15 protein-coding genes are annotated in these 21,065 nt (G+C 72.0%); 9 read left to right on the top strand and 6 right to left on the bottom strand.

The features are described from left to right. The first annotated feature begins 6 nt into the window (after window positions 1–6). The 3 genes from cobT to ACGF3I_RS17835 all read left to right on the top strand — a co-directional run bounded on the left by cobT (window position 7) and on the right by ACGF3I_RS17835 (window position 3,673). On the top strand, window positions 7–1,092 hold the full coding sequence (gene cobT / locus ACGF3I_RS17845) for a nicotinate-nucleotide--dimethylbenzimidazole phosphoribosyltransferase (RefSeq protein WP_393132999.1): 1,086 nt from the start codon (window positions 7–9) through the stop codon (window positions 1,090–1,092). 80 nt (window positions 1,093–1,172) lie between these two features. Beyond that, window positions 1,173–2,942, top strand: a complete 1,770-nt coding sequence (locus ACGF3I_RS17840; RefSeq protein WP_393132997.1) for a phosphatidylglycerol lysyltransferase domain-containing protein — start codon at window positions 1,173–1,175, stop codon at window positions 2,940–2,942. Further along, window positions 2,939–3,673: a hypothetical protein gene (locus ACGF3I_RS17835; RefSeq protein ID WP_393132995.1), complete on the top strand. Its 735-nt coding sequence runs from the start codon at window positions 2,939–2,941 to the stop codon at window positions 3,671–3,673. Before ACGF3I_RS17840 ends, ACGF3I_RS17835 begins: the two co-directional genes overlap by 4 nt. On the opposite strand, the gene ACGF3I_RS17830 is transcribed toward ACGF3I_RS17835, so the two are convergent. Continuing rightward, entirely contained in the window at window positions 3,622–4,377 is a 756-nt protein-coding gene (locus tag ACGF3I_RS17830) for a hypothetical protein (protein ID WP_393132993.1), read from the bottom strand. The two genes, ACGF3I_RS17835 and ACGF3I_RS17830, sit on opposite strands and share 52 nt — an antisense overlap. A 69-nt stretch (window positions 4,378–4,446) precedes the next feature. On the opposite strand from ACGF3I_RS17830, the gene ACGF3I_RS17825 reads away from it, so the two are divergent. Next, entirely contained in the window at window positions 4,447–5,241 is a 795-nt protein-coding gene (locus tag ACGF3I_RS17825; protein ID WP_393133190.1) for an adenosylcobinamide-GDP ribazoletransferase, read from the top strand. A 2-nt stretch (window positions 5,242–5,243) separates the two neighbouring features. Here the strand turns inward: ACGF3I_RS17825 and ACGF3I_RS17820 are convergent, their stop codons facing one another. The 5 genes from ACGF3I_RS17820 to ACGF3I_RS17800 all read right to left on the bottom strand — a co-directional run bounded on the left by ACGF3I_RS17820 (window position 5,244) and on the right by ACGF3I_RS17800 (window position 11,766). Continuing rightward, window positions 5,244–6,062, bottom strand: a complete 819-nt coding sequence (locus ACGF3I_RS17820; protein ID WP_393132991.1) for an endo alpha-1,4 polygalactosaminidase — start codon at window positions 6,060–6,062, stop codon at window positions 5,244–5,246. Beyond that, window positions 6,059–6,676: a spherulation-specific family 4 protein gene (locus ACGF3I_RS17815; protein ID WP_393132989.1), complete on the bottom strand. Its 618-nt coding sequence runs from the start codon at window positions 6,674–6,676 to the stop codon at window positions 6,059–6,061. The genes ACGF3I_RS17820 and ACGF3I_RS17815 overlap by 4 nt, the downstream gene beginning before the upstream one ends. A 40-nt stretch (window positions 6,677–6,716) precedes the next feature. Then, on the bottom strand, window positions 6,717–8,153 hold the full coding sequence (locus ACGF3I_RS17810) for a hypothetical protein (protein WP_393132987.1): 1,437 nt from the start codon (window positions 8,151–8,153) through the stop codon (window positions 6,717–6,719). Further along, window positions 8,150–9,682, bottom strand: coding sequence for a GT4 family glycosyltransferase PelF (pelF, locus tag ACGF3I_RS17805; protein ID WP_393132985.1), 1,533 nt, complete (start codon window positions 9,680–9,682; stop codon window positions 8,150–8,152). Before pelF ends, ACGF3I_RS17810 begins: the two co-directional genes overlap by 4 nt. A gap of 104 nt (window positions 9,683–9,786) precedes the next feature. Beyond that, window positions 9,787–11,766: a hypothetical protein gene (locus tag ACGF3I_RS17800; RefSeq protein WP_393133188.1), complete on the bottom strand. Its 1,980-nt coding sequence runs from the start codon at window positions 11,764–11,766 to the stop codon at window positions 9,787–9,789. A gap of 365 nt (window positions 11,767–12,131) precedes the next feature. On the opposite strand from ACGF3I_RS17800, the gene ACGF3I_RS17795 reads away from it, so the two are divergent. The 5 genes from ACGF3I_RS17795 to aceE all read left to right on the top strand — a co-directional run bounded on the left by ACGF3I_RS17795 (window position 12,132) and on the right by aceE (window position 20,902). Beyond that, window positions 12,132–13,661, top strand: a complete 1,530-nt coding sequence (locus ACGF3I_RS17795; protein ID WP_393132983.1) for a leucyl aminopeptidase — start codon at window positions 12,132–12,134, stop codon at window positions 13,659–13,661. A gap of 333 nt (window positions 13,662–13,994) precedes the next feature. After that, window positions 13,995–15,383 (top strand): dihydrolipoyl dehydrogenase, encoded by a 1,389-nt coding sequence (lpdA, locus tag ACGF3I_RS17790; RefSeq protein ID WP_393132979.1) that lies wholly within the window; start codon window positions 13,995–13,997, stop codon window positions 15,381–15,383. Between the two features lie 56 nt (window positions 15,384–15,439). Further along, window positions 15,440–17,224: a 2-oxoglutarate dehydrogenase, E2 component, dihydrolipoamide succinyltransferase gene (gene sucB / locus ACGF3I_RS17785; RefSeq protein ID WP_393132977.1), complete on the top strand. Its 1,785-nt coding sequence runs from the start codon at window positions 15,440–15,442 to the stop codon at window positions 17,222–17,224. Between the two features lie 128 nt (window positions 17,225–17,352). Beyond that, window positions 17,353–17,979, top strand: coding sequence for a GntR family transcriptional regulator (locus ACGF3I_RS17780; protein ID WP_393132975.1), 627 nt, complete (start codon window positions 17,353–17,355; stop codon window positions 17,977–17,979). Window positions 17,980–18,205: 226 nt separating this feature from the next. Beyond that, on the top strand, window positions 18,206–20,902 hold the full coding sequence (gene aceE / locus ACGF3I_RS17775) for a pyruvate dehydrogenase (acetyl-transferring), homodimeric type (RefSeq protein WP_393132973.1): 2,697 nt from the start codon (window positions 18,206–18,208) through the stop codon (window positions 20,900–20,902). The last annotated feature ends 163 nt before the right edge of the window (window positions 20,903–21,065 follow it).

The following is a 21,065-nucleotide window of genomic DNA, read 5'->3' as shown; positions in this document are numbered from 1 at the left end:
CGGCAGATGAGCAGGCTGAACCTGGACGACTTCTCCGATCTGATCGAACGCCCCGACAACGGTGTGCGGCGGGACGCCGAGGAACGCCGGGAGCGCCTTGGCGTCCCGCCCGGCGCCCTCGGCCGGCTCGACGAGCTGGCCACCTGGCTGTCGGCGGCGCAGGGCGCGAGCCCGGTGAGGGCCGTGGAGCGGCCCCGCGTGGTCCTGTTCGCGGGCGACCACGGCGTGGCCGGACTCGGTGTCTCGGGCCGCCCCGCCTCCTCGGCGCACACCCTGGTGCGCTCGGTCCTGGACGGTGCGAGCCCGGTCGCGGTGCTGGCCCGCCGCGGCGGCACGCCGGTGCGGGTCGTCGACGCCGGTCTCGACTGCGACCCCGCGCTGCTCCCCGACGACGTGGTGCGCCACCGGGTGCGGCGCGGCAGCGGCCGGATCGACGTCGAGGACGCGATGAGCGTGGAGGAGGCGGAGGCGGCCGTACGGCTCGGCATGCGGATCGCCGACGAGGAGGCCGACTCCGGCACCGATCTGGTGGTGCTCGGCGACCTCAGCGTGGGCGGCACCACCCCCGCCGCGGTGCTCATCGCCTCGCTGTGCGGCACGGACGCCTCGCTGGTGACGGGGCGCGGCGGCGCGGGGATCGATGACCTGGCGTGGATGCGCAAGTGCGCCGCGATCCGGGACGCGCTGCGCCGGGCGCGGCCGGTTCTCGGCGATCAGCTCGAACTTCTGGCCGCGGTGGGCGGTCCCGACCTTGCCGCCACCACTGGTTTCCTGCTGCAGTGTGCGGTGCGCAGGCTTCCGGTGATCCTGGACGGGGTCGTCTCGTCGGCCTGCGCGCTGGTGGCTCAGCGGGCGGCCTTCCGGGCTCCGGACTGGTGGCTCGCGGGCCAGCTGAGCGGCGAGCCGGGCCAGGCCAAGGCGCTGGACCGGATGGCGCTCAACCCTCTGCTCGATCATGGCGTCACAGTGGGCGAAGGAACCGGGGCATTGCTCGCTCTTCCCCTCGTACAAGCCGCGGCCGCCCTGGCCGCGGAGCTGCCCGAGCGCACTGACCGGCGCACGGACGGCACGGAGGAGAGCGGCGACGCGTGAGGTGGGGCGGAGCCGGGGGTACGCCCCCGGCTCCGTCCGCGACCGCTGTGGAACGCTTTGCCCCCATATCATCGCGTTTCATGGGAGAAGTCCGCTTGAGCACCACTGAAGGCACGAACCGGAGCACACCCCGCTCGCGGACCGGAGCGGCGTTCGCCGTGTGGTACCTGCGTGTCGTGACGTTCATCAACTTCCTCAGTGCCGTGTGGGTGACCCTCGGCCAGGGGCTGCGGCGGCACAACACGGACGACTACTTCACGCCGTACCTGCTCGAAGCCGGCTTCACCTCCGGCGTCGTCACGCTCTTCCTCGCCGTCACCATGCGGCGGCGCAAGCGGGCCGCCTGGATCCTGAACATGGTCCTCGGCGGCCTCTTCCTGATGCTGTTCGCGTTCGCGATGTCGTACGCGGAGATCCACCGGTACGCCCAGAACTGGATCTCCCTCGCCCTGACCGCGGCCTTCGTGCTCGCCCTCCTGGTGGGCCGCCGCGAGTTCTACGCCAAGGGCGACCGCTCCAACCCGCTGGCCGCGATCGTCACCGCCGTCGGCGGTCTCCTGGTCACCTCGCTCATCGCGGCGGTCCTGGTCAGCGCCACCAACACCTATGACGGCACCGACGAGTCGTCGTTCCTGCGGCGCTGGCGCTACGGCGTGATGCGCCTGGTCTTCCTGGTCCCCGACGACCGGCACACCCAGGGCATCACCACGCCCGGCTGGGTCAACGTCACCATCAACGTGCTGGCCACCCTGCTGCTCATCGCCGTCATCTACGCGGCGTTCCGCAACCGCAGGGCCGTCGACCCGCTCACCGTCGAGGACGAGGAGAAGCTGCGCGCGCTCCTGGACAAGCAGGGCGAGCGCGACTCGCTCGGCTACTTCGCGCTGCGCCGCGAGAAGGCCGTCATCTGGTCCCCCACCGGCAAGGCCGCCGTCACCTACCGCGTCATCAACAGCGTCTCGCTCGCCTCCGGCGACCCCATCGGCGACCCCGAGGCGTGGCCGGGCGCGATCGAGCCCTGGCTCGCCGAGGCCCGCGCGCACGGCTGGATCCCGGCCGTCACCGGCGCCAGCGAGGAGGCCGGGCAGATCTACGCCCGGCACGGCCTCGACGCGCTGGAGATGGGCGACGAGGCGATCGTGGAGACCGCCGAGTTCACCCTGGAGGGCCGCGCGATGCGGACCGTGCGCCAGGCGTACAACCGGGTGAAGCGGGCCGGGTACGAGGTGCGGATCCGGCGTCACGCGGACATCCCTGCCGAAGAGATGGACGAACTCCTGCGCAAGGCCGACGACTGGCGCGACGGCGCCACCGAACGCGGCTTCTCGATGGCCCTGGGCCGGCTGGGCGACCCCGCCGACGGCCAGTGCATGATGCTGGAGTGCTTCGACGGGGACGGCGAGTTGCGGGCGCTGCTCAGCTTCGTGCCGTGGGGCCCCGAGGGGCTCTCGCTCGACCTGATGCGGCGTGACCGCGACTCCGAGAACGGTCTGATCGAGTTCATGGTGATCGAACTCCTGCAGCGCGCCAAGGAGATCAGGATCACTCAGGTCTCACTGAACTTCGCGATGTTCCGCTCCGTCTTCGAACGCGGCTCGAAGCTCGGGGCAGGCCCCGTGCTGAGGCTGTGGCGTTCGCTCCTCAGCTTCTTCTCCCGCTGGTGGCAGATCGAGTCGCTGTACCGGTCCAACGCCAAGTACCGGCCGATCTGGGAGCCACGGTTCACCTTGTTCGAGAAGAGCGCGGACCTGCCGCGCATCGCCATCGCGTCCGCGCGCGCCGAGGGCTTCCTGGAGGCCCCGGGCCTGCCCAAGTGGCTGCACCGCAGACACCTGGAGTCGCAGAGATGAGCCGAGCGGTGCGAAGGGGGGTCCGCCGGTTCGCCGAACGCGAGTGGGGCCCCCTGTTCCGGACCGTGAAGTACGCCCTGCACACCCAGCGCTGGCGGGCCGTTCCGCTGACGCTGTCCGCCGTCGCCCTGACCTCGGTCTTCCAGGTCGTCCAGAACCAGTCCTGGGGCTTCCGCCCGATCCAGGTCATCGGTTCGGTGAAGGCCGAGTACCCGCTGTGGATCTCGCTCCTGCGCACCCCGTTCTCGCTGTTCGTGCCGGCTCTGGACCTGCCGGTGTGGGGGGCGCTGGCCCAGGTGCTGCTCGTCTTCGGCATCGCGGAGATCTGCATCGGGCGGGGGCGGATACTGCTGATCGCCTACGCGGCCACCCTGGCCGGCACGCTCTACGCCCGGGTCGGCATCCGCATCGGCCCCGACAGCGTCTTCGGACTGCCCGCCTCCGCCGCCGAGATGGTGGACACCGGCCCCTCGGCGGCCGTCGTCGCCCTGGCCGTGTACGTGTGCTGGCGCTACCGGGCGTACTGGACGGCCGGAACGGTGGCGGGCTCGATGGTCGTCGAGGTGGTCCTCAAGAACAACCTGGCGGGCAAGGAGCACATCGCGGCCCTCCTCGCCGTGGCGGTGATCTGCGGCATCACCTGGGTCCGCCGCCGCCGCAGGCGGCGGGACCGCCACGATCAGGGGCGGCGCACCGGAAGCTTGTCGGGTGCGCCGCCGATCCAGTCCTGAAGGCGCCGGCGCGGGCTCGACCAGCGCCGGTCGTGGCGGAACGCCCTGAGGGAGGCCCTGGCCCGGGCCTTGGGCCGCTTGCGGTAGAAGCGCCTGGCCCACGGGGAACCGGGCCGCGCCAGGCGCACCGCGCCGAACAGCGCGACGAACGGCACGAACGTGCCGAGCACCGAGAGCCGCACCTTGCCCTTGAACAGGGCGACCAGCACGAAGCAGAAGTTGATCGCGATCGTGGTGATGAACGACCCGCGGTCGTGCCGCTCCTCGGGGCTCACGTCGTTGACGCCGAGCGGTGAGAAGCCGGCCAGCACCAGCGTCATCAGGGCGGCGGTCAGCACCACGACCTCGACGCTCTTGCGCCCGCTCTCGCTCCAGTACACGTCGTCCAGGTGCAGGATCAGGGCGAACTCGTCGAGCACCAGGCCGGCCCCCATGCCGAACACGACGGCGAAGACGGCCGCCGCGATCCCGTGCCGGCCGCTGCCGACCGCCCCGAACCCCCCGACGATGGTCAGGATGACGCCGGGCACCACATGGTGGATGTGCAGGCCCCCCGGCCGGATGTTGCGGAACGGGCCGCGGCCGGCCCGGATCAGCCGGGTGATGGCGCGGGTGACCCCGAACGTCACGACGAAGGCGGCCAGCGCGAGCAGCATCGGGAGCTTGCCCGGCTCCGTGATGTTCCGGTAGAACCAGTGACCCATCCCACCCGCTCCTGTTTGCGCTGGTATGCGCAATGTAACGCCGGGACCGGCCGGGGCGCGCAGGATAGCCTGCGCCGGGTGAACGCAAGCAAGGCCCTGCACGGCGTACGTTTCGCCTTCGGCACCCTCACCGTCTTCCCCGCCCGGATCACCCGCTGGGACCGCGCCGCCGCCCGCGCCGGCATGACGCTCGCCCCGCTGGCCGGGCTCGCCGTCGGCGGCTGCGCGGCTGCCGCGGGCGCGGGGTTCTGGGCGCTCGGGACCGGGTCGCTGCTGGCGGCCGTGGTGAGCGTGGCCGCGCCCGCCGTGCTGACCCGGGGCCTGCATCTGGACGGGCTCGCCGATGTCGCCGACGGGCTCGGCAGCGCCAAGCCGGCCGAGGACGCGCTGCGCATCATGAAGCAGAGCGACATCGGCCCCTTCGGCGTGGTCACGCTGCTGTTCTGCCTGCTGGCCCAGGTGGCCGCCCTGTCCCAGCTGTACGGGCAGGACGGCTGGACCCGGGGCGTGACGGCCACCGTGCTCGCCTCGGTGACCGCCCGCGCCGCGCTGACCCTGGCTTCGCGGCGCGGGGTCCCGGCGGCCCGCCCCGAGGGGCTCGGCGCGGTGGTGGCGGGCACCGTCCCCGCGCGGCGCGCGCTCGCGGTGTCCGCCCTGGTGACGGGGGCGGCGGCCGTGGCGGGGTGGCCGTTCGGCCCGTGGTCCGCGCTGCACTTCGCGCTCGCCGCGGCGGCCGGGCTCGCGGCCTCGCAGGCGCTGCTGCGGCGCTGCGTACGGCGCTTCGGCGGGGTGACCGGCGATGTGTTCGGGGCGGTGGCGGAGGCCTCGGGCGCGGTGACACTGGTCGTCCTCACGGCCGGCTGAGGTCAGCAGGCCTCGCGCCAGACCCGCAGGTCGTACTTCTTCGCCATCGAGCTGAGGCCCAGCCTCTTCGACTCGGCGCAGAAGCGGGCCGGCGGCAGTTCGTACTCGACGTGGAAGACGGCCTTGCCGGCCGCGACGAACGGGGTGAGCCGGTCGCACTCGTGGTACTGGGCGCACTGCTCGTTGACCGCGAAGTCGACGTGGGCCAGCAGCCGCGGAATCTGGTCGAGGTCGTTCTTCAGACCCACCGCGAGGCCCCGGTCGTGGGCCAGACGGGCGACGAGCTCGTTGTAGCGCAGCTGGTCGGCGGCCTTGAGCGGGAAGCCGGTGTCATTGGCGTAGCCGTCCATGTTGTCCGGCTCGACCGCGTCGAAGCCCTTGGCGCGGCACAGGTCGAGGCGCCGGGCGACCAGCGGTTCCAGGACGTCGGTGCGGCGGATGTCGAGCCAGCGCTCGCCGTCCCAGCCGTTGCCCTTGCCCAGCACCTCCTTCGGGAAGCGCGCGGCGTCGGGCCGCCAGTTCTCCCAGGCGCCCGTCGAGAGGTAGCAGATGACCTTGCGGCCCCGGCGGTGCAGATCGGCGACGGCCGCCGCGCTCTGGTCGAACCCGTCGATGTCGTACACCTGGGCGTCGACGCCCGGATCCAGCGTTCCCTTCAGCTGCCACTGCCAGGTCAGGCCCGGCTTCGGCTGCCAGTGCGGTCCCGAGGGGGCCGGGGGCGCGGTGTCCCGGGCGTCGCCGCCGTCGTCCCCGTCGTGCGGTGAGGCCGTGCAGGCCGCGAGCAGGAGCAGCGGGAGCACCAGCCATCGTGGGCCCCTCACCGGGCCGGCTCCAGGAGGTGCGGCAACGTGCCCCAGGGGTGCGGGAGCCGGCCCGGCACCAGACAGGAGACGGGCGCCTGGGCGACCGCGTCCGGCGGGGCCTCGTACACGAGGTGGCAGACGTCGGGCCCGGCGGGACCGGCCGGGCGGTAGGCCGACCAGGGCCCCTCGAAGGTGATCAGGAGGTCGGCGATCCGCGCGTAGCCGGGGTGCGGCTGGGCGCCGTGATTGAGGACGAGCGTGACGTAGGTGTCGCAGGTCGCGGCGAGCGCGGTCCGCAGGTCCGCGTAGTACGGCAGCTGGTGGGCGGAGGTGGCCGCCTGGTCGAGGAAGAGGCCGTGCACCCCGTACCAGTCGTGGTGGCGGGCGGCCTCGCGCACCACGTCCTGCGGAGGGCGCCGGCCGTAGGCGGTGTCCACGTAGCCGAGCACCCGCACCCCGGCGGAGCGCAGCCGCCCGGCCACCTCGGCGAACGCGTCGTCGGGCGAACTCCCGGGCCCGCTGGCCGGGTTGAGGACGACGCCCCACAGCGAGGGGGCGGCGGCGATCAGCGCGTCCCAGGCGGCGGGCCGTTCGGCCGGATGCTCGTAGTAGGGCACAAGGAGCTTGCTCATGTACGTCCTCGCAGCGCGCTCGGGGTGGTCGGGGCGGGGCTCATGGGCGGTGGGCGGTCGCCCTTCCCAGTAGGGCACAGACCAGCGCGGCCAGCAGCACGGCCGCGCTCCCCGACACCACGGGTCCGGCCGCCGGCGGGGCGCCCACGAGCAGCGCCAGTGTCTGGGCGCCGGCCGCCGCGCAGCACACCACGGCGGCGCCGGTGGCCGCCCCGAACGACTGGAGCAGCAGCCCGGTCCACAGCACCGCGCCGATCAGGAGCAGGGTCGCCAGGCGCAGACCGCCCAGGGCCGGGGCGCCCGGCCACAGCCCGGAGCCCGCCTCGGCGAGCCCGGCCAGGAGCAGCAGGTAGGCGGCGAGGCAGAGGACGACGGTGGCGCAGACCGAGCCGCGAAAGCCCCGGGCGGTGCTGGTGGTGCGCAGCCCCGCGAGGCTGCGGGCACGGAAGCGGTGCAGGAGCCATTCGGCGGGGCCCATGCTGAGCGTGAGGGCGACCGCCGACGGCCCGGCGACGGTGCCCGTGGAGCCGTGCCGGAAGATGTCGCCGAGTGCGGCGTACAGGACGAGGACACCCGCGCCGAGCCCGAACAGGCCGTACGGCACGGAGGTGCTGAGCGGCGGCGACACCGCGCCGCGCGGCCGGGACCCGGCCTCCTCGCGGCGCAGCGTGACGACGGCGAGGGTGACCGCCGCGATCAGCGAGACGAGCAGCAGCAGCGGCCCGGCGGCGGCCGGGAGCCCCGGCACGAAGCCGAGTGTGAGCGGCGACAGGGCCCAGAACAGCGGGCGTTCGCGGCCGAGCACCAGCAGCGCGGTGGCCGCCGCGAGGTAGCAGCACTGACCGGCGGCGAACGCGGCGGCGGACAGCTCGCCCGGCCCCGAGGCCGCGACGGCGGAAAGGGCGCTCAGGGCGGCGCCCAGCGGCGCCCCGACGCGCAGGGCCCGTACCGCGGCCGGGCGGTCGGCGAGGCTGAGCCAGGAGTGCGCGCGGTGCGAGAGGGACTGGTTCCACACCCAGCCGGTGACCGTTCCGGCGAGCAGTGCCATGGTGCCGGCCGGAAGGCCGAACTCGGCGCTCGGCCCGGCGAGCAGGGGCGCCCCCAGGACGTAGGCGAGCCCGGGGAGGGCGAAGACCAGGCCGCGCAGCAGGCAGGAGCCGAGGTGGGTGTGCCAGGGCTCGCGGGGCGGGGCGGGAGCCGCGGGGTGGCGGCGCGCCACCCGGCGGTAGAGCTCCTCGGCGAGCGAGAAGGAGTCGCGGTGGCCGTAGTCGGCGCGTATCTGGGCGTCGGTCATGCCGTCGGATTCGAGGATCGCGGCTATCTCGTCCGGGTGGACGGCGACGGCCGCCAAGTCCTCGAAACGCTGGGCGAGTTGGGCGAGCGGGTCGTCCGCGGGCGGCGTGGGCGGGCGCTGGCGCGGGATGAAGGGCAGGGTGTCCTGCCCCTCCTTCCCGCCGAGCCACAGGGAACCGCTCACCAGGCGGCCCCGCCGAGCGCGGCGACCTCGCGGTACCAGGGGGCCGCGAGTTGCAGCGTCCAGTCGTCCCCGGGCGCGTACCCGACCAGGGCGGGCTCGGGCGGCAGGGCCCCGGCCAGTTCCCGGTAGATCCGGCGGAAGCCGTCGACCGAGCGGTGCAGGGTGAACTTGTCGATGACGCGCTGGCGCGCCTCGGCGCCGAGCCGGGTGCGCCGCTCCCGGTCGCGCAGCAGCCCGACGGCGGCCTCGGCCATCACGGCGGGCTCCCTCGGCGGCACCACGAGGCCCGCGTCGCCCGCGGCCTCGCGCACGCCTCCGACGTCCGTGGAGACGGTGGCGCGCCCGCAGGACATCGCCTCGATCAGTGAGAACGGGAAGCCCTCGCTGATGCTGGAGAGCATCACCACGCTGCCCGAGGCGTAGGCGCTCGCCACATCGGTGACGCGGCCCTCGTAGGTGATGCCGTCGCTGACGCCGAGTTCGGCGGCCAGCTTCTCCAGGCGGGTGCGGTAGTCCTCGCCGCCGGCCGGCACTCCCCCGTACAACCGCAGCCGGGTGTCGGGGAGTTCGGCCCGCACGATGGCATACGCGCGGATCAGGGTCTCCAGGTCCTTGATCGGGTCGATGCGTCCGCACCAGCTCAGGGTGGGGACGGCAGGGTCGGGGCCGGCGTGCGGGAAGAGGTCGGGGTCCACACCGTTGTAGACGGTGCGGATGCGCTCGGCGGGCGCGCCGCCGCGCTCCTCCCAGCGCCGGTTGTACTGGTTGCACGGAGTGATCAGGTCGGCGCTGCGGTAGCCCAGGGTGTTGAGCTCCCGGTAGAAGCTCAACAGGACCGCTTTGACCGGCCAGTTCTGTTCGCCGGTGCGGTAGCCGAGGTAGCGCTCGCGGAGATAGATGCCGTGTTCGGTGAGCAGGAACGGCACGCCGTCGAAGTACTGGGCGGCGAGTGCGGGCAGCGTGGCGAGGCCGCTGCTGACCGCGTGCGCCACGCTGTCCGCCGGAATGCGGGCGGACAGCGGGCGCAGAGCGTGTTCCAGGAGGTCGGTCGCGGTCAGCGCGTCGTGCACGGTGGGCCGCGCCCTGGACAGTGCCAGGTGCGGCATCGTCCAGATCCACATCAGTGACTTCAGTGCCGCCTCGGAGCGCAGCGCCGCCGACAGCCGCCCGTCCCGGGCCAGTTCCGCCAGGCCGTACAGGGCCGAGGCGAAGTCACAGCCGGACTCCGGGTCGAGCATGGCGAGCAGGAAGCGCTCGTAGGTGTCGGTGAAGCGGCGCCCCTCCTTGCCGAGCAGTGGCCGCCGCCTGCCGGGCTGCGGCCCCCACAGGGGGAAGGCCGTGTGCCGGTAGACGTTGGCCGGAAGCTCCCAGGCGACCGGCTCGCGGCCGCTGCCGGTGAGGGCGACGACATTGAAGTCGACCTCCGGCATGCCGCGGACGAGCTGGTCGCACCAGGTACTCACACCCCCGTGGATGTGCGGATAGGTGCCTTCGGTGAGCATGGTGACATGACGGCCACTGCTCGGCATGGATGTCCCCCCAGGACAAAGCGGTCGTGCGTGACCGGCGAACGTGCGCGGCCGGTCGTCGTGCGTGACGGGCGGTCGAACGTGACGGGCGGTCGTGCGAGCGGTCAGGCCGGCAGCTTCAGCGTGACCGACGACTGGAGCAGCTCGGGCGAGGTCCAGTCGGAGCGCTCACCCGCGTACGCCGTCCCGAACACGGTGGTGCCGAGGAGCAGTTGCTTGCGCGTGCCCTCCGGAGCCGTCACCGGTGCGGCCACCCCCTTCGGAGCCTGGACGGTGACGGCGGTGCCGATCCGGTAGGCGGTCACCGAACCGGACGCCAGTGCCTTGTCCCAGGACGCCCGGCGGCTGAACTCGGTTCCCGCGTCCTTCTCGCGCAGGTTCACGATGGGGGCGTTGTCGGCGTACAGCGCCTTGTAGTCGGCCAGCACCTTGTCGAGGACGGGGTAGAGGATCCGCTCCTCGGCCAGGTTCGACTGGTGGACGTAGTGCGGTCGCGGGTCGTTCCACAGGACGTGGCCGAGCGCGGTCTTGGCCTCGCGGGGCACGATGTACGACGAGTAGCCGGACGCGGTGTCCAGCGGCGCGGTCATGCAGGTGGAGGCCGGGTTGTCCTCGCAGATGCCGCTTCCGCCGTCGGCCCTTGAGGTGTACAGCCAGTTGTACTCGTCGGTCATCTCGGCGGCCTTGCCGACGTTGTAGTACACGTTCATCGGGTGCCGGGGCACCGTCAGGGCCGCGCCGACCGCGCGCTGGTCGGGCTCGCGCGAGGCGTCGCTGCCGGTCCACTTGATGCCGTTGTCGGCGAAGGCGCCGGCCAGGTTCGGGTTGTCGTCGGGCTGCTGCGGCAGGACCCGCATGCCGGAGTGCTCACCGGTGACGAGCTCGCTCTTGTCGACCGGCAGGCCCTTTTGGACCGCCCAGGTGTAGTTCTGCGAGATCTGCGCCGAGATGTCGGCCCGGCTCATCCACTGCGTGGAGCCGTCGGGGTTCTTCTTGCACTGCCACGGCACGACGGTGTTGTCCTGGACGCAGCCGAGGAACTCGTGCGTGTAGGTGTGGTTGGTCCAGCGGAACTTGGCCTTGTCGGCCAGGAGTTGGGCGGCCATCGCGTCGGTGCCGCCGTTCTCGGACTTCCACTCCTCGCCGGCGCCCGCGTTGAAGACCATGTCGAGCGTGAACCCGCTGGTCTGCTCCCACTGGGCCGCGTACTGCGCGTCGGCCGCCGTCATCCGGATGTCCGTGCTCGCGGTGCCGCCCTCGGGGCAGTCGAAGTCGCCGGGGGTGCAGTTGTGGACGCTGTCCCAGCGGGAGTCGGGCGCGAACACGTCGTCCACGTGGACCGAGAAGTAGTTGCGGCTCTGGCCCAGGTGGATCCCCTGGGTCATCCACTCCACCATGCCCTTGGCCAACGCCTGGAACTGCTGCTGGTACTGGTTGTAGGCGAAGGTGACCACGAGTTCGCTGCGGCCGTCGTGGGTGTACTGGCCGAGCATCGAGCCGCCGGACGGCGCGTCGAGGTAGCTGGTGAAGCCGTCCCTGGGACGGGCCGCGTAGCCGTAACTCTCGGGCACCGCCGGGTCGTTGTCCTCGAAGGTGAGCGGGCCGTCGAGGTAGCCGAAGGCCCCCGCCCGGCCGGCCGCGCTGACCGTCGTCGTGACGCCGTCCAGCGGGCCGGAGAAGCCGCCGGGCTGGTCGGTGTAGTCGAGCCCGACCTCGGGGTGGGCCCAGGTGTACGCGTCGATCTGGCGGATCCCGAAGGTCGTCTCGTACGCGGCGAGCGCCACCTGCTCGGGCGCGTCGGCGGCACCGAAGGGGATCTCGTTGGGCGCGACGACGCCCTGGAACTTCGCGCGCGGCCGTCCGCCCAGGGTGTCGCTCAGGAACGCGGCGTTGATCGTGGGCCGCCCCGCGGCGCCCAACGCGACGGTCTGGTACGGCACTCCGGTGTTCTTCAGCGCGGCGACGACGGCACCGACCGCGCTCCCGCCGTCGTCGAGGACCAGCACCTTCAGATCGATCCGCGGCGCCACCGGAGCCGCGGCGTCGGCGGCCGGGACGACCGTGGAGAGCAGTCCGGCCGCCATCAGCGCGGTGAGCGCGACCCGGGTTCTGCCAGATTTCAAGGCCTTCGCCTTCATATGTCCCCCCTCATGGAACTCCCCTCGTGCAGAGCGCGAGGGGAACCTGTGGTGATGATGCAAAGGGGCACGGTGCCCCCTGTGCCCAATCGAGGCGAGTGTGACGGACCTCTCGGCGAGCGTGCGGGCCAAACGTGAAAGAGACACCACGGATGAGTGAATTAAGGCCACCGCTATCGAACGCCGTCACCGCGCGTAGGCTCGTGGCTGGTGGTCGACCCGCCCGAAATACGATGTACCTGGCCCCGGCCGGCCCATCCGACGGTCGAACACTCCACCCAGGATTCTCAAGGAAGAGAGATCTCACCACCGTGACTGCTCTGACTCTCAGCACCGCCGGTGCGGCGACGCTGCGCGCCGACGCCCTCGTCGTCGGCGTCGCCAAGGCCGCAGGCCCCAAGGGTGGGCTGGTCGTCGCGCCCGGCGCCGAGGCCGTGGACAAGGCGTTCGGCGGGAAGCTCGCCGCCGTCCTGGAGACCCTCGGCGCCCGTGGTGCCGAGGGTGAGGTGACCAAGGCCGTGTCCCCCTCCGGCCTCAAGGCCCCGTTCGTCCTCGCCGTCGGCCTGGGCACCGCGCCCGCCGAGGACGAGTCGTACGACTCCGAGGTGCTGCGCACCGCCGCCGGCAACGCCGCCCGCGCCCTGCACGGCGTCAAGAAGGCCGCGTTCGCGCTGCCCGTCGAGGCCGCCGAGGACATCGAGGCCATCGGCGAGGGCGCCCTGCTCGGCGCGTACGCCTTCACCGCCTACCAGTCCGCCCCCACGACGGGCGCCGACGCCAAGGGCCCGCTCGCCGAGGTGGCGCTGCTCGGCGCCAAGCCGCGCGACAAGGCCCACAAGGCGGCCGTCGAGCGCTCGCTCGCGGTGGCCGAGGAGATCAACCGCGCCCGCGACCTGATCAACACCCCGCCGAACGACCTGACCCCGGAGGCCTTCGCGGCCGTCGTCTCGGCGGCCGGCAAGGAGCACGGCCTCAAGGTCCAGGTGCTCGACGAGAAGGCGCTGGAGAAGGGCGGCTACGGCGGCATCCTCGGTGTCGGCATCGGCTCGCAGAACCCGCCCCGCCTGGTGAAGATCACCTACACCCACGCCAAGAACGCCAAGCACCTGGCGTTCGTGGGCAAGGGCATCACCTACGACTCGGGCGGCATCTCGCTCAAGCCGGCCGGCCACAACGAGACGATGAAGTGCGACATGAGCGGCGCCGCCGCCGTGTTCGCCGCCGTCGTCGCCGCCGCGCGCCTGGGCCTCGAGGTCAACGTCACCGGCTGGCTCGCGCTCGCCGAGAACATGCCGTCCGGCTCGGCCACCCGCCCCGGCGACGTGCTGCGCATGTACAGCGGCAAGACCGTCGAGGTCCTCAACACCGACGCCGAGGGCCGGCTGGTCCTGGCCGACGCGCTGTGGAAGGCCTCCGAGGAGAAGCCCGACGCGATCGTGGACGTGGCGACGCTGACCGGCGCCATGGTGCTCGCCCTCGGCGACCACACCTTCGGCATCATGGCCAACGACGACGCCTTCCGCACCGCGATCCACGAGATCGCGGAGGAGTCCGGCGAGCAGTCCTGGCCGATGCCGCTCCCGGCGAACCTCCGCAAGACCATGGACTCCCCCACCGCCGACATCGCCAACATGGGCGTGCGGATGGGCGGCGGCCTGGTGGCCGGTCTGTTCCTGAAGGAGTTCGTCGGCGAGGGCATCACCTGGGCCCACCTGGACATCGCGGGCCCCGCCTACAACGACGGCGCCCCGCACGGCTACACCCCCAAGGGCGGCACCGGCTCCTCGGTGCGCACCCTGGTCCGTCTGGCCGAGCGCACCGCCACGGGCGACCTCGGCTGACAGCCCGTCCACAGCCGACGCACAGAGCGGCCCCGGGCCCACCCCCCGGAGCCGCCCGTGGTCACGCTCCGTGCCGCCGCACCCTGTCCGGATTTCGCTGTCGATGAAATCCAGGCCTCTGGGTGCGGCGGCGGAGCCACGTCTGAGCGGCGCCCAGCCCGGCGACCGGCCGTCTCAGACACCGGCCCCGCGTCCCGCCTTCCGTCAACAAGTGCGAAGATGGGTTCTCGGCAGGACAGGGCCCCCACCACAGGGCCGAAGACAAGCGGCCGAACACCAGCCGCCGCCGGTCATCGACGACCGCGCCCGGCGCACATGCATGGAGGACGTGACGTGGCGAACGACGCCAGCACCGTTTTCGACCTAGTGATCCTCGGCGGTGGCAGTGGCGGCTACGCCGCGGCCCTGCGCGGAGCGCAGCTGGGCCTGGACGTCGCACTCATCGAGAAGAGCAAGCTCGGCGGCACCTGCCTGCACAACGGCTGCATCCCCACGAAGGCCCTGCTGCACGCCGGCGAGATCGCCGACCAGGCACGTGAGGCCGGCCAGTTCGGTGTCAAGGCCACCTTCGAGGGCATCGACATCAACGCGGTCCACGCGTACAAGGACGAGGTCATCTCGGGCCTGTACAAGGGTCTGCAGGGCCTGGTCGCCTCCCGCAAGGTGACCTACATCGAGGGTGAGGGACGGCTGTCCTCCCCGACCTCGGTGGACGTCAACGGCCAGCGCGTCCAGGGCCGGCACGTCCTCCTGGCGACCGGCTCCGTGCCGAAGTCGCTGCCCGGTCTGGAGATCGACGGCAACCGGATCATCTCGTCCGACCACGCGCTGACCCTGGACCGCGTCCCGCAGTCCGCGATCATCCTGGGCGGCGGCGTCATCGGCGTCGAGTTCGCCTCGGCGTGGAAGTCCTTCGGCACCGACGTCACCGTCATCGAGGGTCTCAAGCACCTCGTGCCGGTCGAGGACGAGAACAGCTCCAAGATCCTGGAGCGCGCGTTCCGCAAGCGCGGCATCAAGTTCAACCTGGGCACCTTCTTCCAGAAGGCGGAGTACACCGCCAACGGCGTGAAGGTCACCCTGGCCGACGGCAAGGAGTTCGAGGCCGAGGTCCTCCTCGTCGCCATCGGCCGCGGCCCGGTCTCCCAGGGCCTCGGCTACGAGGAGCAGGGCGTCGCGATGGACCGCGGTTACGTCCTGGTCGACGAGTACATGCGCACCAACGTGCCCACCATCTCCGCCGTCGGTGACCTCGTCCCGACGCTCCAGCTCGCGCACGTCGGCTTCGCCGAGGGCATCCTGGTGGCGGAGCGTCTGGCCGGTCTCAAGACCGTCCCGATCGACTACGACGGCGTGCCCCGGGTGACGTACTGCCACCCCGAGGTCGCCTCCGTGGGCATCACCGAGGCCAAGGCCAAGGAGATCTACGGTGCGGACAAGGTCGTCGCTCTGAAGTACAACCTCGCGGGCAACGGCAAGAGCAAGATCCTCAAGACCGCGGGCGAGATCAAGCTCGTCCAGGTCAAGGACGGCGCCGTGGTCGGCGTCCACATGGTCGGTGACCGTATGGGCGAGCAGGTCGGCGAAGCTCAGCTGATCTACAACTGGGAGGCGCTGCCGGCCGAGGTCGCGCAGCTCATCCACGCGCACCCGACGCAGAACGAGGCGCTCGGCGAGGCTCACCTGGCGCTGGCCGGCAAGCCGCTGCACTCCCACGACTAGCAGCCCCTCGGGCGCGACGACCACTTCCCGCAATTTCGTAAGGAGCAACCGAAACCATGTCGGTTTCCGTAACCCTTCCGGCGCTCGGCGAGAGCGTCACCGAGGGCACCGTCACCCGCTGGCTCAAGGCCGAGGGCGAGCGCGTCGAGGCCGACGAGCCGCTGCTCGAGGTCTCGACCGACAAGGTCGACACCGAGATCCCCGCCCCCGCCTCCGGCATCCTGGCCTCCATCAAGGTGGCCGAGGACGAGACCGTCGAGGTCGGTGCCGAACTCGCCATCATCGACGACGGCTCCGGCGCCCCGGCCGCCGAGTCCGCCCCGGCGCAGGAGGCCCCCGCTCAGGAGGCCCCGGCGCAGGAGGCCGCCCCGGCCCCGCAGGCCCAGCCCTCCACCGAGGCCGCCGCCCCCGCCCCGGCCCCCACGGCCGAGGCCGCCTCCGGCGGTGGCTCCGCCGAGGGCACCGACGTCGTCCTGCCCGCGCTCGGCGAGAGCGTGACCGAGGGCACCGTCACCCGCTGGCTCAAGGAGGTCGGCGAGGAGGTGGCCGAGGACGAGCCGCTGCTCGAGGTCTCCACCGACAAGGTCGACACCGAGATCCCCGCGCCGGTCGCCGGGGTGCTCCTGGAGATCGTGGTCGGCGAGGACGAGACCGCCGAGGTCGGCGCCAAGCTCGCCGTCATCGGTGCCCCGGGCGCGGCTCCCGCCGCCGCCCCGGCTCCGGCCGCCCCGGCCCAGGAGGCCGCCCCCGCACCGGCTCCGGCCGCCCCGGCGCCCGCTCCGGCGGCTGCCCCGGCTCCGGCTCCGGCCCCCGCGGCTCCGGCCCCGCAGGCCCCGGCCGCACCGGCTCCGGCTCCGGCTCCGGCCGCCCCCGCTCCGGCCCCGGCCGCTCAGGCGCCCGCTCCCGCCGCCACCTCCGGTGACGACGGCGCGTACGTCACACCGCTGGTCCGCAAGCTCGCCTCCGAGTCCGGTGTGGACCTGGGTGCGGTCAAGGGCACCGGCGTCGGCGGTCGCATCCGCAAGCAGGACGTCATCGCCGCCGCGGAGGCCGCCAAGGCTCCCGCCCCGGCCGCCGCCCCCGCCGCGAAGAAGGCCGCCCCGTCCGTCGAGGCGTCCCCGCTGCGCGGTCAGACGGTCAAGATGACCCGCATGCGCAAGGTCATCGGCGACAACATGATGAAGGCGCTGCACTCGCAGGCCCAGCTGACCACGGTCGTCGAGGTCGACATCACGAAGCTGATGAAGCTGCGCAACGCGGCGAAGGACGCCTTCGCCGCGCGTGAGGGCGTCAAGCTGTCCCCGATGCCGTTCTTCGTGAAGGCGGCGGCCCAGGCGCTGAAGGCCCACCCGGTCGTCAACGCCCGGATCAACGAGGACGAGGGCACCATCACGTACTTCGACTCGGAGAACATCGGCATCGCCGTGGACTCCGAGAAGGGCCTGATGACCCCGGTCATCAAGGGTGCGGGCGACCTCAACCTGGCCGGCATCTCCAAGGCCACGGCCGAGCTGGCCGGCAAGGTCCGCGGCAACAAGATCACTCCGGACGAGCTGTCCGGTGCGACCTTCACCATCAGCAACACCGGCTCGCGCGGTGCGCTGTTCGACACGGTCATCGTGCCGCCGAACCAGGTCGCCATCCTGGGCATCGGCGCCACCGTCAAGCGTCCGGCGGTCATCGAGACCGCCGAGGGCACCGTCATCGGCGTCCGCGACATGACGTACCTGGCGCTCTCCTACGACCACCGTCTGGTGGACGGCGCCGACGCCGCCCGCTACCTGACGACCGTCAAGGCGATCCTGGAGGCCGGCGAGTTCGAGGTCGAGCTCGGCCTGTAAGGCTGCCCCAGGCACCCCGGGACGGCTGTAAGACTCGTCTCACCAGCGGCCGCGCCCCCGTTCGGACCCATCCGGACGGGGGCGCGGCCGTATTGTTTGGTGGTCACCGCCCCCTTGGAGGAGCCCTCATGACCGTGCCCGTCGTCCACTCGCTGCGCGAGCAGATCCGCGAGCACATCGTGGAGGGGATCGTCAGCGGGCGCTGGAAGCCCGGTGAGCGGATCGTGGAGCGGCGCATCGCGGTGGAGCTCCAGGTCAGCCAGACGCCCGTGCGCGAGGCGCTGCGGGAACTGGAGAGCCTGCGCCTGATCGAGTCGGCGCCCAACAAGGGCGTACGGGTGCGCAATCTGAGCGCGGCGGACCTGGAGGAGAGCTACCCGGTGCGGGCCGGCCTGGAGCAGATCGCGGCCGAGCTGGCGGCGGAGCGCCTCGCCGAGGACTGCTCGGCCCTGGAGCCGCACGTGGCGGCCCTGTACGAGGCGGACCGGGCGGCGGACGGCACCGCCCAGGTGCGGCACACGGTCGGCTTCCACCGCGAACTGGTGCGGGCGGCCGACAACAGCGTGCTGCTGCACACCTGGGAGGGCCTCGGCATCGAGGTCTTCACGGCCCTGTCCATCCGCTGGCTCGGCACCGTGCAGAAGTCGTACGCGGAGGAGCACGAGGATCTGGTGGCCGCGTTCCGGCGGCGCGATCCGGCCATCGGCGCACTGGTGAAGGCACATGTGCTCGGATGTGCGCCGCGTAGCGCCTGACCTGCGCGGCGGCGGCCGGAGCGCCTGCGAAAGCAAGGCACCCGGTGCCCTTTTTGGCGGCACCCTGTGCCGACTTTCCCGATTCGAAGAAGTTTTTGGCTCAACGCTTTGATCGATCATCGATCGTCGGCTTACAGTCAACGGCGGACTCACCGGTCCAAGGCCCCGTCCTGCCAGACAAAGGCCCCTTTTTCTCCACCCCCCTCCTGTCCGGAAGGCGGCGATCATGATCGACCCCGTAGCCAAGTTTCCGAGCGAGCTCGACCAGCTCCCGGACCGTGACACCGAGGAGACCGCCGAATGGGCGGCCTCCCTCGATGCCGTCGCCAAGGCCGCCGGCCCGCACAGGGCCGCGTATCTGATGCGCCGCACGCTTCAGCATGCCGAAGGCGCGGGCCTCGCCCTGCCCAAGCTGCTGGAGACGGACTACGTCAACACCATCCCCTCCTCCTCCGAGCCCGCCATCGACGGCGACGAGGAGATGGAGCGCCGGATCACCGCGTGGAACCGCTGGAACGCGGCGGCCATGGTGACCCGGGGCTCGAAGTACGGCGTCGGCGGCCACATCGCGACCTTCGCGTCCGCGGCCTGGCTGTACGAGACCGGCTTCAACCACTTCTTCCGCGGCAAGGAGGGCGACGGATCGGGCGACCAGCTCTACATCCAGGGCCACGCCTCGCCCGGCATCTACGCCCGCGCCTTCCTCGACGGCCGCCTCACCGAGGCGCACCTCGACAAGTTCCGCCAGGAGTCCGCGGGCGACGGCCTGCCCTCCTACCCGCACCCGCGCCGGCTGCCCTGGCTGTGGGAGTTCCCGACCGTCTCGATGGGTCTGGGCCCGCTCTCCGCGATCTACCAGGCGCGCTTCAACCGGTACCTCACCAACCGGAACATCAAGGACGTCTCGAACTCCCACGTGTGGGCGTTCCTCGGTGACGGCGAGATGGACGAGCCCGAGTCGACGGCGGCCCTCGCGCTCGCCGCCCGCGAGGGTCTGGACAACCTGACCTTCGTCATCAACTGCAACCTGCAGCGCCTCGACGGCCCGGTCCGCGCCAACTTCAAGATCGTGCAGGAGCTGGAGGCCCAGTTCCGCGGCGCCGGCTGGAACGTCGTGAAGTCGCTGTGGGGCGGCGCCTGGGACGAGCTGTTCCAGCTCGACACCACCGGCGCCCTCGTCCGCCGCCTGCGCGAGGTCCCCGACGCCCAGGTGCAGACGTACCAGACGCGCGACGCGGCCTACATCCGCGAGGACTTCTTCGGCAAGGACCCGGCGCTCGTCGAGATGGCGAAGCTGCTCTCGGACGACAAGATCCTGGAGTGCTTCCACCTCTCGCGCGGTGGCCACGAGCCGCGCAAGGTGTACGCCGCCTACAAGGCCGCCCTGTCCCACAAGGGTGCGCCGACCGTCATCCTGGCGCAGACCGTCAAGGGCTTCACCCTGGGTGAGGGCTTCGCGTCCAAGAACGCGAACCACCAGATGAAGAAGCTCACCAACGACGAGTTCAAGAACATGCGCGACCTTCTTGAACTGCCCATATCCGACGCCCAGTTCGTCGACGGCCAGGTCCCCTACGGCCACCCCGGCGCCGACTCCCCCGAGGTCCGCTACCTCCAGGAGCGCCGCGCGGCGCTCGGCGGCCCGGCCCCGGCCCGCCGCAGCCACGCCCTCGCCCCGCTGCCGGCCCCGGCCGACAAGTCGTTCGCGGCCTTCGACAAGGGCTCCGGCAGCCAGTCCATGGCCACCACCATGGCGTTCGTGCGGCTGATGAAGGACCTGATCCGCGACAAGACGACCGGCAAGCGCTGGGTCCCGATCGTCCCGGACGAGGCCCGCACCTTCGGCATGGAGTCGCTGTTCCCCTCGCTGGGCATCTACTCGCCCAAGGGCCAGACGTACGAGCCGGTCGACCGCGACCAGCTCATGTACTACCGCGAGGCCAAGGACGGCCAGATCCTCAACGAGGGCATCACCGAGGCCGGCTCCATGGCCGACTTCATCGCCGCGTCGTCCGCGTACGCCACGCACGGCGAGCCGATGATCCCGTTCTACATCTTCTACTCGATGTTCGGCTGGCAGCGCACGGCCGACCAGATGTGGCAGCTCGGCGACCAGCTGGGCCGCGGCTTCCTGGTGGGCGCCACCGCCGGCCGTACGACCCTGACGGGTGAGGGCCTCCAGCACGCCGACGGCCACTCCCCGGTCATCGCGGCGACCAACCCGGCGGCCCTGTCCTACGACCCGGCCTTCGCCTACGAGGTCGCGGCCATCGTCAAGGACGGTCTGCGCCGGATGTACGGCGAGGCGGCCCCCGGTGAGGACCGGGACGTCTTCTACTACCTCACCGTCTACAACGAGCCGATGCCGCAGCCGGCGAAGCCCGCGGGCATCGACGAGGGCATCGTCAAGGGCCTGTACCGCTTCAACACGGCGGAGTCGGCCGGCGTGACCGTCCCGGCGAACGCCTCGCGCATCCAGCTCCTGGGTTCCGGCACGGCGATCCACTGGGCCCTGGAGGCGCAGAAGCTGCTCGCCGAGGAGTGGGGCGTGGCGGCCGACGTGTGGTCCGCGACCTCCTGGACCGAGCTGCGCCGCGACGCGCTGGAGGCGGACGCCGCCCTGCTGCGCGGGGAGGAGCGGACGCCCTTCATCCGCAAGGCACTCGAGGGCGTGGACTCTCCCGTCCTCGCGGTCTCCGACTACATGCGTCAGGTGCCCGACCAGATCGCGCAGTGGGTCGAGCAGGACTGGTCCTCGCTCGGGGCGGACGGGTTCGGCCTCTCGGACACGCGTGAGGCGGCCCGTCGTCACTTCGGTGTCGACGCGCAGTCGATCGTGGTGGCGGCGCTGGCTCAGCTTGCCCGGCGGGGTGAGGTTCCGGTCACCTCGGTGAAGGAAGCCCGCGTCCGCTACGGCCTGTAGCCCACCCCCTCCCCAGTGCCCCGCCCGGCCTGCCGGCGCGGGGCACCCCCACATCCCCTCGCGGGTTGCCCGCGCCCCTGAGCCCCACTTTCGCCCGCGGGCCGCCGGTGGCTGGTCGCGCCGTTCCCCGCGCCCCCAAACCCCCTTTCGCCCGCAGGCCGTT

The sequence above is a fragment of the Streptomyces sp. NPDC048111 genome (genome assembly GCF_043202815.1).
In the GTDB taxonomy this organism is placed as follows: domain Bacteria; phylum Actinomycetota; class Actinomycetes; order Streptomycetales; family Streptomycetaceae; genus Streptomyces.
This window is presented reverse-complemented; position numbering and strand designations above follow the sequence as displayed.